Genomic DNA, 19,186 nt, shown 5'->3' with positions numbered 1-19,186 from the left:
AACAATTCCCCCGGCTGCGCCGTATGAGTACTTTCGCTTAAACCAATATCCATCATTGACGAAGGCCAAACATCAATAATGATATTTCCTAATGGGTGATTATACACCAAAACCATCCCGCCGCACCGAAGAAGCCCGCGCCGAGCGAGAGTCTAAAGCTCAACGCGCCCAGAGCGCTTACAGGTGGCAATCTGCGATTAAAAAACTCGTCATCATCGTCTTGCTGTTGGGACTGCTCGCTGGCCTGGGCTACTATGTGTATCCAATGGTCAGGGCCGAGGCCGAACAGAGCGAGGATGCGTCTACCGAGAACAGTATCAGCGTAGAAACTATCGTCGAGAAGGTTACGGATACCGTCACGCAGCAAGCTCCCAGAGACGACAGCTACACCGTGACGGAGAAAGTGCTCATCCCCGGCAGCCTGGTCGATAAATCCAAAGACCGAACCCAAAAGAGCAAGGAGTACGCGGATTGGGTCGACCCGACCTATATTTTAATCTGCCGTGGCAATACCACCCAGAACACGGTCTACTTCCAGACCAACGAGGAAGACTTCGACAAGGCTTTTGTCGGCGCAAATGCACAGCACAGCTACGTAGACCATTGGACCAAACTGACCTACGAAAAATACTTGAGATTAACTCGTGGCAGTCGCAGTCCCTAGGCAACACCCTCATTTTGCTCGCACTTTAACCGGCAACGAAAAGCCCAGAAATTAAACCAACCACCAAGCGCTTTCACCCATGGCCAAGCTGAATCTGACACCACCACCCAACGATAACAACAAGCCCCCGCCACAGGTCGGCACTGGCAAAAGCCGAATCCAGGCTCACAAGAAAAAACGGGCGAAAACCAAGGTAAAGCACGCCGTCGGCGGTGTCTGGAGCACCCTCATGACCGTCCTTGGCCTGGCAATTTTGGTGAGTGCGCTATACGGGCTTTATTATCTCTGGCAGAACAAGGACAACCTCACCCTCGACAACATCATCCCGGCCGGAGATCTCGTCATCAAGCACAAGGAAACCATCCCCGGCTACACCATTGATAAGCCGCGCGAGGAGAGACAGGCCAGCAAAGAATTCAGTGAGTGGGTGAGCCCACGCCACATCATCATCGTTCAAAGTAGCGTCACGAAGCTCACCTACTACTACGAGCTCCCGGAGAGACAATTTCAGCAACTAAGCCTGGGCCAGAAGATCCCCAAAGATGAAAATTCCGGCTGGCGAAAGCTCAGTGAATCAGAATACACCTTGGCCCAAAAGCGTGTAACCGAAACCGAAGCCGAGTAGAGCACTTACACGCTCCGCCGCGCCTCGGCACCCCGGCAGACCTCATACACCGCATAGCCAGCGAACAGCCCCGGGAGGATGTTACATGGCGTGCGCCAGTCGCCTGCCAGGTAAACGCGCCGATTGATTACGGCGTTTTCCTCGCTGCAATAGGCCTCAAAGCTGGGCACACTGACCGGATTCATCACGCGGCTTTTCCACCAGGGATCGGGGTAAACCTCGTTCTGCACGCGGGAGCCGTCGCGCAGCATGGACCAGCGGTTCAGCCAGAAACCGTGGTTCACAAAACCCACTGCCAGCCGTTTGCCGATGCGCAGCGCCTGCTGAAGAATTTCGTGTGAGTTGCTGAGCTCCTGCAAGGTGCGCGAGCAAACCACCCAATCGAAGGACTGGTCGTCAAAATTCGGCAGCAGATCCATCAAATCCCCCTGATAGGCGGGCACGCCGCGCTTCACGCAAGAGGTGATTTTGGCCAAATCGTTGTCGATTCCCACCGCGTAGCACTGCTTGCGGTTCATCAGCTCTTCGAGGAGAATTCCGCGCCCACAGCCCAAATCGAGCACACGAGCGCCCTCCGCAATCCATTCGAGTAGGATTTGCTGGTCCATTTCGCGTTTGATGGCGTGGCGTCCCATAAACGAATCAGCTTGAGACATTCGTTGGCCGAGTAAACGCATTTTTATGCGCAAATAGGGTGCAAGTTGGTGACTAATGTCTTGCCCCGCTCGCCGCCGGAGGCTTACGTGACGGCATGGATAAGCTCGACGAAATCTTTCAGCAGCAGGAAGCGCTCAACAAGCGCATCGGGGTCGATACCAGTACCCTGACCCAGGAAGAGAAAATCAAGTGGGTGCTCAACTACACCCGCGCTATGCAGCAGGAAACCGCTGAGCTGATCGACTCCGTCCCGTGGAAATGGTGGGCCAAATACCAGGAATTCGATGAGCAAAACGCCCGCGTGGAAATCGTCGATCTGTTTCATTTCCTCATTTCCGCCGCCCAGGTGTTAGGCATGTCCGCGGACGACGTTTACGAAGCCTACACCAAGAAAAACAAAGTAAACCACGCCCGTCAGGACAGCGGTTATACCGTCAAAGACGAGGCTGACTCCAAGCATATTTAGTCGCCGCATCGCCGGCTAATATCCCCGATGTATCATTTCAAACTTGCCCGACACACCGACCCCCGCGAGGCCGGTAAATGCCTCTTGCGCGAGCTACGCAGTTGGGCTGATGAATGCATCAATCGCTACGCGGACGAAGACCCGCTAGACACGCCAGACCAAGCCATCTACGCCACCGGCTGGATGCCGCTCATGTATTTTGAGCCCGCCTACCCCGGCCTGCGCTTCCTCCACCAGCTACGCGACAAGACCGCCAAGCACTTCCAGAGCTCCGACGCCTGGCGCCACGGCTACTGGCGCATGGCCGACGTCACCCGTGGCATGGCGCATTTTGAAATTTTCCTGGCTCAACTGGCCCGCCTCGATGACGATGTGGCCACCATTGGGCAGCTCCTCGATGCGGCCGAGCACCTCGGCAACTGGAGCGACCAGGTCGACCCGTGGTTCGATGCGGCCCATGGCGTCTTCCCGAGCCATACCTTTGGTGCCGAAGGTTTCCAGAAAGACCAGTCCCCGGCATTTAATACGCCGGAGCTCTTTCACTGCATTTCCCTGGCGCTCTCGGCCTATCGGACCAATCGCTCTGATCGCTACGCCAAGTGGGCCCTCGCCTATGGCGGCCGCTGGGCAGACGCCATTCTGGCTGGCAACAAGCTGCCCGTCGGCCTCGACGCAAAGGGCCCCGTTTACGAGCCCGCCATTGCCAACGACCCGCGCGAGAACCTCCACCGCGCCGAAGCCCTGTTGAGCGCGGGAGCCGTCGAAAGCCTTCTCAAGCTCTCCAACATCTCCGGCGAGCAATACTACCGGCAAGCGGCCGAGGCGATCATCGACGCCCTCCTGCCCGAGCTCATGGACCCCGACGCCGGGGCCCTTGCCGCCGCCATTCGTTTTTATCGCCGCATTACCAAGAGCGATCGCTACGACCAAGCAGTCCTGAGCGAGCTTGCCCACCTGATCCCTACCGGCGTGGAGGTGGTCGATCTCGACATGGCCCCCATTTTCGATGACGACATCCTCGGCATTGGCAAATACTCCGACCAGCCCCACTGGAAGGAAGACGGCCAAATGCGCCAGCATAATCCGATCTTCATTGGGTTGGCCGCCGAAATCACCAACGATCCCGCCCTCGCCGCCTGCGCGCTCGACTACGGCACGGCCTACCTTTCCCTTGCCCAGCGGGCCTTCCCCGATGGCCGGGAAGACAGCGCCTCCGCGCGCACCGTATCCGCCGTCGCCCGTGGCCACGCCCGGGACAACGGAGCCGGCATCGTGACCGAAGTGCTCGTGCCGCTGATGGCGCGCTTTAAGTAAGCGGCGTAGCGTAGGTCGGTCTCTTTAGAGGCCGACATGTATTTCAGGCCGAAAGGCTAAGCATAGCCAACATGCGGATGGCTGAAGCCAACCGCGCACGCCGTCAGCCTCTTACTGCCCATCCGTTGACAGCGGGTCAAAAACGGCTTCCCTAAAGAGGCAAAATACATTCCACTTTGCCCATGCCCGAAGAAACCCAAGACTTGAAGCAGCTGATCACCGGCATCGCCAAGCAAGCGCGCGCCGCATCCCTGGAGCTGGCCGTGCTGGACGCCGATGCCAAAAACCGCGCACTCGACATCCTTGCCGAGCGCATTGTCGCGGCCACTGACGAGCTTCTGGAGGCCAACAAGAAAGACTTGGCCGCCGCCGAGGCGCTGGAGCTGGCCAAGCCCATGGTCGAACGACTGACTTTTACCCCCGAGCGAATCCAAAAGATGGCCGACGGCGTGAAAGAAGTCGCCGCGCTGCCCGACCCCGTTGGCGAGGAGTTGGAAAAAATCGAGCGCCCCAACGGCCTGGACATCCGTAAGGTCCGTGTGCCGATCGGCGTCGTGGGTATCATTTACGAATCGCGCCCCAACGTGACCATCGACTGCGCCGTGCTTTGCCTCAAAAGCGGCAATGCCGCCATCCTGCGGGGCGGCAAGGAAGCCTTCCACACCAACATGGCCCTTGCCAGCATCCTCGAAGGCGCGTTGGCCGAGGCGGGCATTAATCCGCATGCCGTCCAGCTTGTGCCGACGGTGGACCGCTGGGCGTTGACCGAGCTGCTCAAGCTCGACCAATACGTCCACTGCATCATCCCCCGTGGCGGCGAGAGCCTGATCCGCTTTGTCGCGGAAAACAGCCGCATCCCCGTCATCAAGCACTACACCGGCGTGTGCGCGATTTACGTGGATGTCGACGCCGATGCCGACATGGCGGAGTCCATCGTCATCAACGCCAAGACCCAGCGTGTGAGCGTCTGCAACACGATTGAGAATCTGTTCATCCACCGCGAAGCCGCACCAGACCTCCTGCCCCGCCTTGCCCGCGCCCTGGAGTCGAAGAACGTCGAGCTCCGCGTTGACCAGGATGCTGGCCGCATGCTGGAAAAAATTAATGCCGGTGGCATCTCCCACGGTGTGCCCAGCCTGGAGTTCCACTACGCAACCGAAGACGATTTCTACGCCGAATACCTGGACTACAAAATCGCGATCAAGCTCGTGGACGACGTCGCCGAAGCCGTGGCCTGCATCAACAAGTATGGCAGCGCACACTCCGACGGCATCGTGACGACCAACGAGACCACCGCACGCAAGTTCCTGCAAGGCGTGGACTCCGCGACGGTTTACTGGAACGCCAGCACCCGCTTCACCGACGGCTATGAGTTTGGCCTCGGCGCGGAAATCGGCATTTCCACCGACCGCCTGCATGCCCGCGGACCGATGGGCCTGCGCGAGCTCTGCTCTTACAAGTACCTGGTCTTCGGAAACGGTCAGATAAAGTAAAGCCACCCCCTTGCTGAGTCACCAAGCGGCGACTAGTTAGCGCATTCGCCATTAGGAGCATCTTGATAAGTTCAGTCAACTACCGTAATTATAAATCACTGAAAACCATACACTTATAGACTTGATTGCGCACGCAAGGTCTTTATAAACCTAAAATATGAAGACTAGTATCTCACCCCAGAAACTGTCTGATTCGCTGCGCCATAGTCCGGAGAATTGGTTTCTTATCGATGTTCGGAGCCCCGGAGAATTCCGGAGCGGCCACATCCCCGGTGCCTCGAATTATCCGATCAACAAATTCACCGCAGAGACCGCAGAGCAGCTTCACCAAGCCGCCAACGGGCGCACCGTATGCCTGATTTGCCAGTCCGGCGTTCGCTCGCAGAAGGCGCTTGGCATCTGGCATTCCTCCGGTCTGGACAACGTCGTCGAGCTCTCGGGCGGGATGAACCAGTGGCCGGGCGAAGCCGGTATTGAGGGCTCTCAGGGATTCTCACTCAGCCTGGATCGACAGGTAAAGGTGGTCGCCGGGCTCAACGTGCTCGTAGGCACCCTACTCGGCGCATTCATCAACCCATGGTTCCTCCTGATCCCCGGCATGTTCGGCATCGGCCTGACCTTCGCCGGTCTCAGCGGCCAATGCGGCTTGGCCATTGTGCTGACCAAGCTCCCCTGGAACCAGTAGCACCACCTAACGCGAGTCGATTCCGCTGGGCGGGGGCTCGGGCGGCGGAATGCCGCGAATCTGCGCGAAGTTGCCCTCCTCACAGGCGGTCACAAAGCCTTCAGTGTAGGCCTTTAGCCGATCCCACAACTCGCGGATCGCAACGGCTTCCTGGTCGGTAATTTTGTTGTCGAGCGCGGCCTGGGTGATCTCCGACAGCATGGCGGCAAACTGACGGACGATCTCATTCGTCGCCGGCATGTAGCGATAGGCGCGCGCGGCACTTTCGGGGTCGCGGATAAAGACGCCGTCGGCCTGCTGGCAAAGCCAGTGGAGCACGTCGTTATCCGGCGCAACGGAGTTAAGCTGCACCGCGCGATCTAGCGGGTTGATCGCGCCGCTCTGGCCATCGCCCACCGCCTGCGACCACTTATACAGCAGCGAAACCGAAACGCCGATTTCATCCGCAATTTGCTTGGGGCTTTGGTCCGCAAAGCACGCTTTGACCACCTCGTGAGATTTCATGACAACTACATTCTGCGAGAGCCCACTCCCACTGGCAAGCATTTGGAATGAGGAATTCTAGCTAAACAGCGCTCCGCTGAGAATCCACATCGCCCTGCAAACGGGCAGTAAAATAAATGGCAGTCGCCGGTCAATTTAGCACTGGCATTACCAACAGCATCTTCCTAACCTATCGCTACTTACCGGCCAACCATATCCTGTCATCTGCCATGCTCGATTTCCTGAAAAACCTGTTTAAAGCCGGAGGCGCGTCTGCCGATGGCCTCAGCCAGACCCAACGCGAAGCCATCGTCGATCTGCTGGTCTTCTGCATGTATTCCGACCGCACTGTATCACTGGCTGAAGACCAGCTAATCCAACGTCGGCTCGAAGCCATGGACTGGCAGGCCGTGGAGACGATGGATAACTACTACGACCGTGCCGTGACCCGCGTGCGCGACATCCCTAATCTTCCGGAGGCACGCCAAAGCTTTCTCGACCGTATTTCGGAGAACCTCGGAGACGCCGCCACCCGCGAAAAAGCCTTCCAGCTCAGCAACCAGCTGTTTCTCAGCGATGGCGTGGAAAGCCCGGATGAGAAGGAGCTGGAAAAGGAATTACGCGCCGCCCTACTTTAAGGCGGGCTTAATTGCTTTGACGACTCCCCTCCGCCCCAATAACCTGCAACTAGTTTCCTTGGCGCAGGTCAGTTAGGCGACGGCCATGGTTGACTACTCTGTTTTGGATTTCAAACTGCAGCTGCAATCCCGCTCTCTACGGGAAAAGATCACCCTGATTATTGGGCTGACCGGCATAGTATTGCTCGCCCTCTCAGGCATGGGCATGGTCATTTACCAGACTTATGACGGCCTGCGCACTCTGGAGCACGAGCTAAAGAGCAATGCAGATCTGCTCGGCTACCAGGTGGCGCTTGCCATTGATCGAGGCGAGCCCTCCGAGGCCAAGGCCGTGATGACGCTCCCCCTGACCCAGGACCATCTAAACTGGATTAGCTTCACCACTGCCACCAACGCTCAAGTCTTCAGCGACGCAGCATCCGGGCATCAGCCAATGCCCGTCGGGGACAAGGCAAACTTCGACGCCATGACCATACAGGGTGGCGAAGCCGTCTATTACCATCAGGTAGAGCACAATGGCAAAACCTACGGAGTGCTCGCACTGGCCTCCAGCCTGACGCCGCTCTGGCAGTCCATTGGCTATGGCCTGCTGGCCACCTCATCCATTCTCATCGTTTGCCTGTTTGTCGCCCATCGCCTGTCCTCAAGGCTGCTGGACTTTATTTTGATCCCGGTTCGTCAACTGGCAGAAACCGCCGGGCGCATCACCCGCTCGAACAACTTCTCCCTGCGCGCGATTAAAAACTCCAACGACGAGCTAGGCCAACTAACCGATGCCTTCAACCACATGCTCGCCCATATCGAGGCACGCGAGGCCGAGCTGGAGCAGGCCAGCCGGGAGCTCGAAAGCAAGGTTAAGCAGCTCAACCGCGAGCAGGAGCAACTCAGCAAAGCCCAAATCCGTGAACGCCGCCTGCAGCAGCGTCTGGTGATCGCCCAGCGCCTGGAATCACAAAACCTGCGCAACGCCAAGGAACAGGCCGAGACCTCCAGCAGCGCCAAATCCGAGTTTCTTGCCTCGATGAGCCACGAGATTCGCACGCCGATGAACGGCATCATGGGCTTCGCCTCGCTCCTGCGCGAAACCGATCTGGATGAAGAGCAAACCGAACTGGCCGATATCATCCACTCCAGCGCCAACAATTTGCTCACCTTGCTCAACGACCTGCTCGACTTTTCCAAGATCGAGGCCGGCCGCATCGAACTGGACTTCTCCCCGTTTGACCTCGAGTCCCTGCTGCACGAAACCGAGTCCATCTTTCAGCACGAGATCGCCCGCAAGGACCTGGACCTGTCTATTCACATCAGCAAGCGCACGCCGCACACCATCGTCACCGACGCCAGCCGGCTGAGACAAATCCTCTTCAACCTGGCCGGCAACGCCATCAAGTTTACCGACGAAGGCTCGGTCGAAATCCACGTCGACGCCATCCCCGTTAGCAGCAAAGAGGTGCTCACCGAATACTCCCTCAACATCGAAGTGCGCGACAGCGGTATCGGCATCGCCGAGGGCAACCAATCGCGTATCTTCAATTCGTTTACCCAAGTCGACGCCAGCGCCACGAAGCGTTTCGGCGGTGCCGGGCTTGGGCTGGCCATTTCCAAGCGACTCACCGAGATGCTGGGCGGCGAGATCGGCGTTCGCAGCAAGCTGGGCCAAGGTGCCACATTTTTCATCAATATCCCGGTCCGCGCCGCCGCACCGCCCAAGGAGAAGGTTCTGGAAGCACCCGTTACCCTCGACGGCCGCCAGCTCCGCGTGCTCGTTGCCGAGGATAGCCCGGTCAGCCAGAAATTACTCTCCGCCCTGCTCCATCGCCGCGGCCATCAGTGCCAAGTTGTCGACTCGGGCGAAGAATTGCTTCGCGCCTACGTGCCGGGCGATTTCGATGTGGTCGTGGCCGACGTTCACATGCCGGATATGGACGGGCTGACCGCGGTTGCCAAGATTCGCAAACGTGAGTCTGCCGCCGATCGCACGGGGTTCATACCGGCGTTCATTATCATCATTACCGCAGACGCCGTCAACGCAACCCGGCAGGACGCGATGAAGGCCGGTGCCGACGAATACATGAACAAGCCCATGGTCAACGAGGAGTTTTACCAAATGCTCCAAAAGGCCCGCAACCGCCTCGAACACCGCTTCACCCAACCCTGATCGTGCAGGCGAACGGACATTCAAAAGAGTGGATCGCCCCTAACCTGGATTGCCATAAGTCCATGAAGATGAGCACCAAAGGTGCGATCACATACAAGCCTAGGGTCAGCGTAAGTCGCAGGCCGACCGGAGTGCAGCCCTAGGTATTAAGCGCAAATCAGTCGCCTGAGCCCTGAAGGGGCGGCTGCAAGAAGCATGATGAAGCCGTGCTTTCAGCACTCCAATAATCAGTGGATCATTATCCCAGGGCTGCGCTTCGTCGCTACGCTCCTTGCAAACCCTAGGCTAATATGTGCCCGCGCCATTGGCGCTCAGATTGATTGTCCGTTGGCCCTGGAGCGTCCGTAGCTGCCGCAGTGTCGGCATGGTGCAAAACAAAACCCCACTCTCCGAGGAAAGCGGGGTTGCAAAATTGATCGAATCGAAGTCTTAGGAAAGACCGTCGATGGCTTCTTCGCGGGTACCGTAGATCGGGAAGATCGAGGTGAAGCCCGAGATTTCGAAGACTTGCTTTACGTTCGGGTTCAGAGAAGACAGGGCAATAGAGCCATTCAACTTCTTGAACTGCTTGGCAGCAGCCAAGAGGACACGTAGACCGGCGCTGCTGATGTAGTCCAACTCACGGCAATCCACGAGCACCTTCTGCTCACCGGCTTCCACCAGTGCGTTAAGCGTTTCTTCCAGCTGTCCTGAAGTGCCGGCGTCGAGGCGGCCTTTCAGGCTAACAATGTTGATGCTGTCTTGTTTTTCCTGGTTGATTTCCACAGTGGTACGGGGGTTAGTAAGTTAGTTGATACTTAGAATTTATGTGACCAACAAACGGTTACATCAGTTCAGAATCAAGACTATTTATCACCGCCACAGGGCATACCGGCCTTTTACCCGACTACCCCTGCCGCAGAGGGCATACTGTCACCTTGGTGTAACGTCCTTGCCCTGAAAATCTCACGATTGCCCAACGGAGTGCCAAATTTTCGAGTGACTGTAACAAAAACGGAGTGCTTCTCCAGCCTCAGCAATAGATTAAGGGGCCGTAGTAGCTAACCGCGTCTATAGGTGTAATAACCCGAAACTCCTGAATCGTTGAGCCATCAGAACGCACCTGCCGCGATCAGCGGTAAGCTCAGCGCTTCAGTTGAACCCAACTAGCGAACGTCCTTGGCCATCCAGTAGAATTACGCAAATGGCGATTTTACACCGGTCAATTCGGCCGATCTCACCCGCAAGCGTTAAACAGCAAATTTCGACTTTCCTCCTTGACTGGAGTGCCGTCAAACGTAGTTTAAACCGCTTTCCTCGTTCTTATTACAGGTTTTCAAAGGTTTTGACCGGCTGCCATTGGCCAATTCGCGAGTTCATTAAAATTCATTGATGAACACCGAATAGTTCAGGCAAAAGCGTCAAAATACCTTTTAAACACGTGTATAAGTCGAAGAATTTCTATAATGCCAGAGTAGCTCAGTGGTAGAGCAGAGGACTCATAAGCCTTTGGTCGGCAGTTCAAATCTGCCCTCTGGCACCATTTTTAAAGCGCGAAAAGCGCTGATTTAGAGCCGTTTACAAAACGGCTATTTTTGTTTCTTCGTATGGACCTCTCTTTTTACGAGCTCGGCGTAAAAACTTACGAATGAATCTCTACACGGCATTATTCAAAGCGGTGCATCGGCCGTTGCCAAATGTATAGCCACTACAGAACATTTATCGCTAGCCCCGAAGAATGTCCAATAATGCTCGCGGACAATGATTAGGCTCGCCCTCTGGTGGCATGTGGAGTATCGTGTATGGAAAGATGAAATGGTAAAAACCTGAGGTCAACGTGACCTCAAGCGCCTGCTAAGTATCGGCGACTGTCAAACCGAGCGTCGCCGACTGTTGCCCGAAGTGTCGACGACACTCCCAATAAGCGTCGCCGACGCTTCAACCAGAACAAGGTAAGGGTTTGACCGAAAATAAGCCGGGTTGCACATCACGCATAGGGCAGTGCTTGCTCCTGTTGCCACTTCGGACTAGCCAATCTACACCGAAGAGTCTCACGCGCAAGCTGCGTGATAGGATGGCGGAAAACGGCCTTGTAGCTCAAAGCAATCCCGGGCCTCCAGCCATTGCCCTCCGTGGCATGGAGTAGATCGACCTTTATCGCAGAGCTTTGTCATACTCCAAAAAGGAAGCATTTCATTGCCATTTCTCTTTCAGCAAAATTGGCACACCTACCGTTGGTTATACCTTGCCACTACTGTCGAAGAGAAGCCGCAAGCTGAGCATACAATCCGAGAGCAAATGGTTCGATCGTTCGGCGGCGCGTATGCTGTGAGGCTTCACCCCGCTTATTATTTGGCGCGACACAGCCCAGCCAGCCATCTGGCTCCAAATAGCGGCCAACACCTTCCCATGTTCGCTGCGCGCACTGCCTGGCCTCATCGCCCAGCAAGCCAAGCGAATGCCCCGTCATCAATGCCGCCGCGATGCCACAAGAGCCAGAACTATCCGGCGGAAAACCCGGCTCATCGAGAAAGTTATCCCACAAGCCATCTTCACGTTGCCGCGCAATAATCCACGCGGCTCTCTCCACAAAATGAGCACATAGTGAAGCGCTCTTATCCACGCCCAGCACAGAGAGACAGCGCGCAATCCCAAGCAGATACCAGCAAATACCCCGCGTCCAATTTCGGAAACTCCGCCCATGCTCACCGGAGCGGAGATAGATATCGCCTGCGTAAAAAAGCTGCTCGCGGCGTAATTCCAGTTGATGTAACGCAAGCAATTGAAGCGCCTCGTCACCACGACCTTTGGACAAAACAGCCAGCGGATAAGCCACCGTATAGCAACCTTCCGCCGTTATTTCGACGTTTAGGATTCGTCCATCATTATTTTGTGCGAGTCGATTAAACATCTCTAGTGCCAAGTCACACACCGGATGCCAGGGATCCTCGCGTGCGATAACCGCAACGGGCAACGTCCCTTCGATATTATTAAACAGGTTGAGCACGAGTTCGCCGCGGGGCGATTGGTAGCGCAGCTCATCCGCCTTGACGAAGTAAGACAGCCAGTCGTGAATCGCTTTTTGCCATACCTGGCGATTGGCTGTTTGGCTCAATTGCTGCATGCCATCCAAAACACAACCGCCCATCCAACTGAATTGACAAAGCGCATCCTGCCTAAGTCGTTCTAGTGCGGCCTCCCTCCTCTGCTCGATCGACGCATTATCCTCGACAAAGCAAGGCGCAAAACCGGCGGCCGATGCGATCCACAATGCTCCCTCTCCCTCGATGCTAGTCACGCATAAACGCTTGCTCCCGGCGGGCCAGGCTACGCGCAATCGCTGACCATGAGATGCAAAACTCGCATCGATCTGATGAACATTCCCACAATCATCCTCCAGGCTGACAACGCAATCTGCCCGTAAATCACAAGCAACCATTAAGCTAAGCCAACCTGGCTTCGGATCATCGATCTCAAAAACTAGCCCCGGCAATACCTGCTTCCATTCAATACCCCCAAGTGAACTTTGATTCGTCCCCTCAGATGGAATATAATTTACACGGAGGTTCATGCGAAGGCAGCCCTAGTTTTACGTAAGTTCATGTAGAGAATCATGGGAGGTGAAAAAGTAGATGGCTCCAGCCATGTTATTTTTGAACGAATCCAAATGTCGATTCTCGAAGAACCTCTCATGTGCCGACGCTATTGTCGAGGACGGTGATGTGTTTCAAGATAATTTGCTGATGAAGTCACAAAACAGTCATTCAGTGCTAGATGGATTGAGCAACGCGCTCTGACCTGGGCCGAGATCAGCCATGTCGAAGTGCGTGAGTAAAAGGCCAAACCTTGAGCACTCAAAAGAGAAGTAGCGGGTATCCGGCGCTCAAGACTTCTGTTTTAGGTGCTCGCCCCTTGGGCTGCCAGCTTTCGGATAGCGGCTCCGGTTTCTGTAAAAACAAGTTGCGAGCCTTCGATGGACGCAAAGCACGCATCGCACACGATACCTTAGAAAGCTCCATTGCTTTTTGCCCAACCAATGCATTGAGCAAGCAAGGCTCGTCAAATGACGGAAAAGGGAGCGATACAATCCCATTGTGGAAGCAAAAAGTCGACTACCTCAACAAGCACGACAACCGACCCAAGATAGCCTGACGATTTAATCGACAAGACAGCATGACCTATCGGACCAGATAATGGCTACGGCAATTGAAGGCCATGTTCATAAGTTACCAGAAACTTTCCTTCTTCTTTTATCTTCGCCAAAGTGGGCCTACTTGCTATTAGTGGATCTCGAACATTCAATCGCACCATGCGCGACTACAACTCGCCTATCATTGATTCCGCTCAATGTATAAATTCTATGTTTCCCACTTTGCTGTCTGCTACGTAAAAACCCTATGTAGTTTATTTGCGTTTCTCGCACTTAGTATATCTCTGCATGGGGCTGAGGATGAAGAAATGGTCGTGTATCGGCTCGCCGGACAGTGCGGGGCTCCAAACTTTGACTCGGAGATTGATTCGTTAAGCATCGAATCCCTTCCATATATCTTAGAACAGATCAGGCAGGAGGACTACTATCGTTCGCGGCAGGCCATTTATATTCTCTCAAGAAAGCTTAAGCAGTTTCGAGGGGAATTAAGCGAGGGCGAGGTTGATGCTATGGTTGCAGTCATTACTTCCCGGATCGAAACAGATCCAAGCCTCATGAAGTCATCTTTTGTTACACACACAGTAGCCCGTATTGAAAATCCACAAGTAGCTCAATTAGCCCAACAACTGGAATCCTCAGATGATGAAGATATCTCCGCTGCTGCTAATAGGATCTTAGTAACCCAAGGACTAAAGGATGCGCCAACGCAAAGGACTGAGAAGGAAAGCGACTCAAAACGCGGTGCCGCGAAAGATAAGCAAAGCCTTATACTAGCTGCGGTTACAATATTACTGCTCTCTATCGGATTAATTTACTGTAGAACTCGCAACAAGCGATCCAAACTAACGCCGAGTTCGTAAAAACCGACGAAAGACCAAGCACCGGACTCTACATCGGTAAAATTCAACGTAAGCCCAACGCAAAGCGACTATGACCCATGCTTGACAGGTTATTCGGGGCGTCACCGAGAATGGGAAATAACTCGAAGGTGGTGACAGGGTGAACAATTCTCCGGTGGAAGGTCCACTGGCGTCAACTTTTGTGGGTTCACATTGGAGCGGGTCGACCAAGCGGGGTATGCGGGGGCAGCGACACCATCAGTGCGCTGCTATCGCCAGAGAAGGCACCGACTATGCAGCAACGGCGGCACACTTGCCAAGTGGTTGGTCTTGCAGGTTTAACCCTAACGCATGGACTATGACTGGTCTGACATAGATTTCGCTCAATATTTAAATTCTACGTTCGATCCCTTTCCTGTTTCCTTCTTTCACTTATATTGCAGATGAAGCAAGAGGTCGGTTCCAGTCGTATATTCATAGTAATCCATTTCGCAATATTTACTATTTTTCTCACTCATACATTCAGAGAGCGCATCAATATCCCAAGTAAAATAGAATTTACTACCAAGCACTAGAGTTTTTAGGTTCTCACGAGAGTTACCACTACGAAATGATTCAATGAAGCTTTCAACTTCAGAATTATACTTCCGTGTCATCTCCTCACGAAAACTCTCGAGCGACTTGTAATACCGCTCGAAATTGGAATCGACTATCATAGGAACGTTTATCTCTGTAATAAGATAATAAACTGATGAAAATACGATCCCAAGCTCTGATGATAACATCTTAGGAACATCGCAAGCAATCCATAGCGTGTCTTTGTCCATAGCTACTTAACTACATGATAATGGAACCAAGGAGAAAAGGTTTCATTCAGAATTTTTGGTCCTGCCTGAAAATAATGTGTATATGGCGCAGGATGATTACCCTTTCTTCTACCATGATAATCCACACGGAAAATTTGTTGTGTAGGTTTGCCCCCTGATTTAATTCCAAAGCCCAAAAGCCTGCCACCTTCCGAACCAGCAACTGCTTGAACTTTAAATTTCCATACGCGAAGAGGGACTTTCAAAGGCAGAGAACTATCAGAAGGGCCTTTGCTAAAATTCCCAGGCAATGAAGGTAAGTATATTACAAATCTAGAACGGTTAGCATTCTTCACTGCTCTTCTTATCAAAGATGTATGATGCTTATTTATCAACTTAACAATGTCGGGTATTCTTGGCGCAATTGCTCCCATAATATCAAGTATATGATCACTGTTCATTGCTCTCAACTTTTTCAAATCGTAACTACCGCCTGTAGAATTATTCACAGTATTTGAAAAATTATTTACATAAGTCTTTATAGCACCATTCTGCAACGCTGAGACTATGTCTTTAATCAAAATAAAGGTATCGATGAATCCAGCAACACGCCAAGCTACATTAATCGCTGGGACAGCCATTGACATAACTTTTGAAAGAACACCCATTGCGGCAGATAAAGATGGCAGACTAAAATTGCCACTCGGGTCTATGTAACTCATCGGGTTTGCATTTCCATAGAGGTATTTATGCAATGTATGCGGATCCGTGCTCCGGCCCTCGTAGGTATCCAGCGTGTGGAACCTGCCCGTCTCGGGGTTCATATATCTGGCTCTGAGAAAATACATGCCTAGGTCGTGGTCCCACTGCTCACCGGTGTAGAGGTAGCTGTTGGGTGTTAGTCCCTGAACGTTGATCAAGTTGCCCCAGGCGTCGTAGGTGTAGGCGTCGCTGATTAGGCCATTCTCGTCGGCTAGGGCGCGGACGGTGCCGAGGCCGTCATAGAGGTAGTAGCTCGTTTCCCAGCCAGTGGGCGCATCGACCGGCATGAGCTGGTGCTGGGCGATAAGGTCGAGGCCGTAAGTATAGACGCGCTCCGTGGTGAGCGTGCTGTCGAGCTCTTCCAAGACCTGCGCGTAGCCGGTGAGGTTGTTCATGTCCACCAGGTAGTGGGTGACGCCCGCCGGCGCTGACTTGGTGATCCGGTTGCCATCGGCATCGTAGGTGATGTCGATCACCGCGCCGCCTGAAGTCGTGCGGCGCACGAGGCGGTTCATGAAGTCATAGACGTCGGCGTCGCCATCTTCCAGGGTGGTGTTGCCGTTGTCGTCGTATATTGTGCCGTCGAGCCAATCGTTGTCAGAGTAGGTCTCATTTTGCGCTGCGATATCGGGCAGCGTGGAAGTTTGCGTCAGGCGGTTGCCGACATCGTCATACGTCCAGGACGACACGCCGTTGACCGCGAACGGGTCGTTCGTGATCGCCTCCGAGGTGAGGCGATAGAGATTGTCATATGTGTAGTCGACCACGCGACCTGAAGTTTCAGTCTGACGGCTACGGTGACCGGAATCGCGCAGCTCATAGGTGTAGCCGTAGAGCGTGCCAGAGCCACTCGACTGCACCAGATTCGTCAGGCGGTTGAGACTGTTATACGTCCACGTGTGGGTAACGCCGTTAGCGTAGGCCAGCGATTGGAGGTTGCCCACGTCGTCGTAACCATAGTCGTGCTCCAGCGCGGGCTGGGCGGCCCCGGCGTCGTAGACCGTTTCCAGGCGGTTGAGCACGTCGTAATCATAGGCCAGCTCGACCCCGTTGACATTGCCCGAGTCAACGCTCTTGAGGTTCCCCGAAGCATCGTAAGTGTAGCTCAAGTCGCCACGCGGCGTCAGGTGATCGGTCAAGCGGTCGCGCTCGTCGTAGAGCCACTCTTGATAATCCAGCACCACGCCATCGGCATTGGTGACCGTGCCACGGCGACCCGAGCAGCCGCTGCTAGGACCATACTCATACGTCGTCGGATTGCCCCGCTCGTCGAAGCTGAACGCCACCCGGCCAAGCTCCTCGTATAGCGTCGTGGTCTAGACCGGAGCAACACATCCCCATCTGCTGGACCAACATAACCTAATGTCTTGGGGCATCACATTACCATCTGCTGGAGTAACACATTACCATCTATTGCTCCAACACATCCTAATCTCTTTTCAAAAATGATTACCATCGTTTGCCCAAAACGATCCTAATGCCTTTTTGTCACAGTGCTAAAGTCCCGCTGGAGTTCTTTTCTGCTCGGGTGTTTTCCACCACGGAGCCGAGCGACCCTCTCCCTGTCATGCATTCTCAAGAACTGATCAGGAAATCCAAAGAGGAATAAGGAGTGGGATTCTACTTTCTACGTTCGACCCTTTAACTTACCTAGAATTTAACGTTCGCCCCCTTCGCCCTAGTTCGTGAATTTAAAATCTAAGACCAACCGTTGAGAAGTTAAGTTGCAGCTCAAATTCTTTATAGCGGAAACAAATACTTAAAGGCGTTTCATCCTCAACATTACAAGATACGTTTAAATAAGTATTTTCGTAAGCTGCAGTTTCTTTTTTTAGTATATCACCATCTCCCAAAAGGCCAACAATCCCACCTGTTAACGGATCGCAAGTTACCATCAACCCGACTGGATAGTCGCCAATTGAAAAATCGAAGATCGATTCAACTGGATCATTCTTCGCTTCAATTTCTCTATGCAGTAGAGACTCTTCTCTACCGTCATTAATTTTATCAACATCAACTATTAGTTTCATCTCTAAAAATCATCTTGGAGGCATTAGGTTAGGGCCAGCGAGCTTTACGTCAATAGGAACTAATGTTTTTGATCGAGCAACGTAGTGCGTAACCCTTCCAATCCCACCGCCAGGTGCTGGAGTGAAGCGTCTAGAACAAAATGCAACAAACGCACTTACATCGCGGCCTGGATGGCCGTAGAAGCCCATAGACAACGTACGCTGAGTATAAGTAAAATCTATTGGCCAAATATCCGAGGCGTATGCACCCGCAGGAAAACCAGCTCCAAAACCACGACTTGGGCGAAGCACACGCGAAGCTCCAATTGCTACAGCAGAAGCAGGGTCTGTATAATGGAACAATAAACGCCCTTTGCATCGAATCCTTCTCAATTGTTTTTTAAGTTTTTCTGCAGCATTTTTTATAGCCTGAGAAGTAGAATGGACAAAAGCGTGTGCAAGAAGGACCGCTGTAGTTATAGCTGAAGTAACACCATCTACGGCAGCACCAACGGCCCACGTAATGAGACTTTCTCCAACATGATGTAAGGAATCGAGGAAGCTTGGAACTGCCAATAGTGCCAAAGAGCCTGCAATTGCCACACCAATCGCCATATCGTTAATCGAAACGGCCTGATAGCCACTTGGATCAAAACCAAATACAGGGTTCCCATGGGCATACAGGTATTTATGCAGCGTCTGCGGGTCGACATTTCGGCCCTCGAAGGTATCTAGTGTATGGAACCTTCCTGTCTCCGTGTTCATATATCTGGCCCTTAGGAAATACATCCCCAAGTCGTGGTCCCACTGCTCACCGGTGAAGAGGTAGCTATTGGGTGTCAGTCCCTGAGTATTAATCAGGTTGCCCCAGGCGTCGTAGGTATAGGCGTCGCTGATTAGGCCGTTTTCGTCGGCCAGGGCGCGGACGGTGCCGAGGCCGTCATAGAGGTAGTAGCTCGTTTCCCAGCCAGTGGGCGCATCGACCGGCATGAGTTGATGCTGGGCGATAAGGTCGAGGCCGTAGGTGTAGACTCGCTCGGTGGTGAGCGTGCTATCGAGCTCTTCCAAAACCTGTGCATAGCCGGTGAGGTTGTTCATGTCCACCAGGTAGTGGGTGACGCCCGCCGACGCTGACTTGGTGATCCGGTTGCCATCGGCATCGTAGGTGATGTCGATCACCGAGCCGCCTGATGTCGTGCGGCGCACGAGACGGTTCATGAAGTCATAGACGTCGGTGTTGCCATCTTCCAAGGTGGTATTGCCATTGTCGTCGTAAATGGTGCCGTCGAGCCAATCGTTGTCAGAGTAGGTCTCATTTTGCGCTGCGATGTCGGGCAGCGTGGAAGTTTGCGTTAGACGGTTGCCGACGAGGTCGTAGGAGGAAGTCAAAGAACAATTGACTGCTGCCAAGAACGGGGCAATTTAACGCCTAAATAGCATGAACAGTCGCGCCATTAC

The 19,186-nt window shown here is 53.8% G+C and carries 17 protein-coding genes and 1 tRNA gene; 11 read left to right on the top strand and 7 right to left on the bottom strand.

The features are described from left to right. Nucleotides 1–91 precede the first annotated feature (91 nt). Both O3S85_RS09610 and O3S85_RS09605 read left to right on the top strand, forming a co-directional pair. The gene (locus tag O3S85_RS09610; protein ID WP_269540030.1) at nt 92–664 is read left to right on the top strand and encodes a hypothetical protein; all 573 of its coding nucleotides are present in this window, start codon (nt 92–94) and stop codon (nt 662–664) included. 79 nt (nt 665–743) lie between these two features. Continuing rightward, nucleotides 744–1,289 (top strand): hypothetical protein, encoded by a 546-nt coding sequence (locus O3S85_RS09605; RefSeq protein ID WP_269540028.1) that lies wholly within the window; start codon nt 744–746, stop codon nt 1,287–1,289. A 5-nt stretch (nt 1,290–1,294) separates the two neighbouring features. On the opposite strand, the gene O3S85_RS09600 is transcribed toward O3S85_RS09605, so the two are convergent. Beyond that, nucleotides 1,295–1,945, bottom strand: coding sequence for a methionine biosynthesis protein MetW (locus tag O3S85_RS09600; protein ID WP_269540026.1), 651 nt, complete (start codon nt 1,943–1,945; stop codon nt 1,295–1,297). 95 nt (nt 1,946–2,040) lie between these two features. Here O3S85_RS09600 and O3S85_RS09595 point away from each other — a divergent pair, with 95 nt between their 5' ends. The 4 genes from O3S85_RS09595 to O3S85_RS09580 all read left to right on the top strand — a co-directional run bounded on the left by O3S85_RS09595 (nt 2,041) and on the right by O3S85_RS09580 (nt 5,904). Beyond that, nucleotides 2,041–2,412 carry a dUTPase gene (locus tag O3S85_RS09595; RefSeq protein ID WP_269540025.1) on the top strand — a complete coding sequence of 124 codons (372 nt, stop codon included), beginning with the start codon at nt 2,041–2,043 and terminating at the stop codon, nt 2,410–2,412. A gap of 27 nt (nt 2,413–2,439) precedes the next feature. After that, nucleotides 2,440–3,726 (top strand): hypothetical protein, encoded by a 1,287-nt coding sequence (locus O3S85_RS09590; protein ID WP_269540023.1) that lies wholly within the window; start codon nt 2,440–2,442, stop codon nt 3,724–3,726. A 182-nt stretch (nt 3,727–3,908) separates the two neighbouring features. Further along, nucleotides 3,909–5,219, top strand: a complete 1,311-nt coding sequence (locus tag O3S85_RS09585) for a glutamate-5-semialdehyde dehydrogenase (RefSeq protein ID WP_269540022.1) — start codon at nt 3,909–3,911, stop codon at nt 5,217–5,219. 157 nt (nt 5,220–5,376) lie between these two features. Further along, nucleotides 5,377–5,904 (top strand): rhodanese-like domain-containing protein, encoded by a 528-nt coding sequence (locus O3S85_RS09580; RefSeq protein ID WP_269540020.1) that lies wholly within the window; start codon nt 5,377–5,379, stop codon nt 5,902–5,904. 6 nt (nt 5,905–5,910) lie between these two features. Here O3S85_RS09580 and O3S85_RS09575 read toward each other — a convergent pair whose 3' ends face one another. After that, nucleotides 5,911–6,408, bottom strand: coding sequence for a hypothetical protein (locus tag O3S85_RS09575; RefSeq protein WP_269540018.1), 498 nt, complete (start codon nt 6,406–6,408; stop codon nt 5,911–5,913). A gap of 116 nt (nt 6,409–6,524) precedes the next feature. On the opposite strand from O3S85_RS09575, the gene O3S85_RS09570 reads away from it, so the two are divergent. Together O3S85_RS09570 and O3S85_RS09565 are read left to right on the top strand one after the other, a co-directional pair. Continuing rightward, nucleotides 6,525–7,025: a tellurite resistance TerB family protein gene (locus O3S85_RS09570; RefSeq protein WP_269540016.1), complete on the top strand. Its 501-nt coding sequence runs from the start codon at nt 6,525–6,527 to the stop codon at nt 7,023–7,025. Nucleotides 7,026–7,110: 85 nt separating this feature from the next. Next, nucleotides 7,111–9,183: an ATP-binding protein gene (locus O3S85_RS09565; protein ID WP_269540015.1), complete on the top strand. Its 2,073-nt coding sequence runs from the start codon at nt 7,111–7,113 to the stop codon at nt 9,181–9,183. Nucleotides 9,184–9,612: 429 nt separating this feature from the next. Here O3S85_RS09565 and O3S85_RS09560 read toward each other — a convergent pair whose 3' ends face one another. Continuing rightward, nucleotides 9,613–9,948: an STAS domain-containing protein gene (locus tag O3S85_RS09560; protein WP_269540013.1), complete on the bottom strand. Its 336-nt coding sequence runs from the start codon at nt 9,946–9,948 to the stop codon at nt 9,613–9,615. Between the two features lie 682 nt (nt 9,949–10,630). On the opposite strand from O3S85_RS09560, the gene O3S85_RS09555 reads away from it, so the two are divergent. Then, nucleotides 10,631–10,705 (top strand) — tRNA-Met (locus tag O3S85_RS09555). Nucleotides 10,706–11,413: 708 nt separating this feature from the next. Here O3S85_RS09555 and O3S85_RS09550 read toward each other — a convergent pair. Next, on the bottom strand, nt 11,414–12,733 hold the full coding sequence (locus O3S85_RS09550; RefSeq protein ID WP_269540011.1) for a glycoside hydrolase family 88 protein: 1,320 nt from the start codon (nt 12,731–12,733) through the stop codon (nt 11,414–11,416). A gap of 275 nt (nt 12,734–13,008) precedes the next feature. Here O3S85_RS09550 and O3S85_RS09545 point away from each other — a divergent pair, with 275 nt between their 5' ends. Further along, the gene (locus tag O3S85_RS09545; RefSeq protein ID WP_269540010.1) at nt 13,009–13,314 is read left to right on the top strand and encodes a hypothetical protein; all 306 of its coding nucleotides are present in this window, start codon (nt 13,009–13,011) and stop codon (nt 13,312–13,314) included. A 195-nt stretch (nt 13,315–13,509) separates the two neighbouring features. Further along, a complete protein-coding gene (locus O3S85_RS09540; RefSeq protein ID WP_269540009.1) occupies nt 13,510–14,172 on the top strand; it encodes a hypothetical protein in 663 nt (220 codons plus the stop codon). Between the two features lie 808 nt (nt 14,173–14,980). Here the strand turns inward: O3S85_RS09540 and O3S85_RS09535 are convergent. The 3 genes from O3S85_RS09535 to O3S85_RS09525 form a co-directional block, all read right to left on the bottom strand. Further along, a complete protein-coding gene (locus O3S85_RS09535; protein ID WP_269540008.1) occupies nt 14,981–17,005 on the bottom strand; it encodes an RHS repeat domain-containing protein in 2,025 nt (674 codons plus the stop codon). A 405-nt stretch (nt 17,006–17,410) separates the two neighbouring features. After that, the gene (locus O3S85_RS09530) at nt 17,411–17,749 is read right to left on the bottom strand and encodes a hypothetical protein (protein WP_269540007.1); all 339 of its coding nucleotides are present in this window, start codon (nt 17,747–17,749) and stop codon (nt 17,411–17,413) included. Between the two features lie 9 nt (nt 17,750–17,758). Further along, a complete protein-coding gene (locus O3S85_RS09525; RefSeq protein WP_269540006.1) occupies nt 17,759–19,138 on the bottom strand; it encodes an RHS repeat-associated core domain-containing protein in 1,380 nt (459 codons plus the stop codon). Nucleotides 19,139–19,186 lie beyond the last annotated feature (48 nt).

The sequence above is a fragment of the Cerasicoccus sp. TK19100 genome, assembly GCF_027257155.1.
GTDB lineage: Bacteria > Verrucomicrobiota > Verrucomicrobiia > Opitutales > Cerasicoccaceae > Cerasicoccus > Cerasicoccus fimbriatus.
Note: the sequence above shows the minus strand (reverse complement) of the source record. Positions and strands in the feature narration are given on the sequence as shown.

Bases quoted from the DNA above. Each gene is read 5' to 3' on its own strand.
- O3S85_RS09565 (WP_269540015.1), top strand. From the start codon at position 7,111: ATGGTTGACTACTCTGTTTTGGATTTCAAACTGCAGCTGCAATCCCGC.
- O3S85_RS09605 (WP_269540028.1), top strand. From the start codon at position 744: ATGGCCAAGCTGAATCTGACACCACCACCCAACGATAACAACAAGCCC.
- O3S85_RS09575 (WP_269540018.1), bottom strand. From the start codon at position 6,408: ATGAAATCTCACGAGGTGGTCAAAGCGTGCTTTGCGGACCAAAGCCCC.
- O3S85_RS09600 (WP_269540026.1), bottom strand. From the start codon at position 1,945: ATGTCTCAAGCTGATTCGTTTATGGGACGCCACGCCATCAAACGCGAA.
- O3S85_RS09580 (WP_269540020.1), top strand. From the start codon at position 5,377: ATGAAGACTAGTATCTCACCCCAGAAACTGTCTGATTCGCTGCGCCAT.
- O3S85_RS09585 (WP_269540022.1), top strand. From the start codon at position 3,909: ATGCCCGAAGAAACCCAAGACTTGAAGCAGCTGATCACCGGCATCGCC.
- O3S85_RS09550 (WP_269540011.1), bottom strand. From the start codon at position 12,733: ATGAACCTCCGTGTAAATTATATTCCATCTGAGGGGACGAATCAAAGT.
- O3S85_RS09570 (WP_269540016.1), top strand. From the start codon at position 6,525: ATGGCAGTCGCCGGTCAATTTAGCACTGGCATTACCAACAGCATCTTC.
- O3S85_RS09590 (WP_269540023.1), top strand. From the start codon at position 2,440: ATGTATCATTTCAAACTTGCCCGACACACCGACCCCCGCGAGGCCGGT.
- O3S85_RS09530 (WP_269540007.1), bottom strand. From the start codon at position 17,749: ATGAAACTAATAGTTGATGTTGATAAAATTAATGACGGTAGAGAAGAG.
- O3S85_RS09610 (WP_269540030.1), top strand. From the start codon at position 92: ATGGGTGATTATACACCAAAACCATCCCGCCGCACCGAAGAAGCCCGC.
- O3S85_RS09540 (WP_269540009.1), top strand. From the start codon at position 13,510: ATGTATAAATTCTATGTTTCCCACTTTGCTGTCTGCTACGTAAAAACC.
- O3S85_RS09595 (WP_269540025.1), top strand. From the start codon at position 2,041: ATGGATAAGCTCGACGAAATCTTTCAGCAGCAGGAAGCGCTCAACAAG.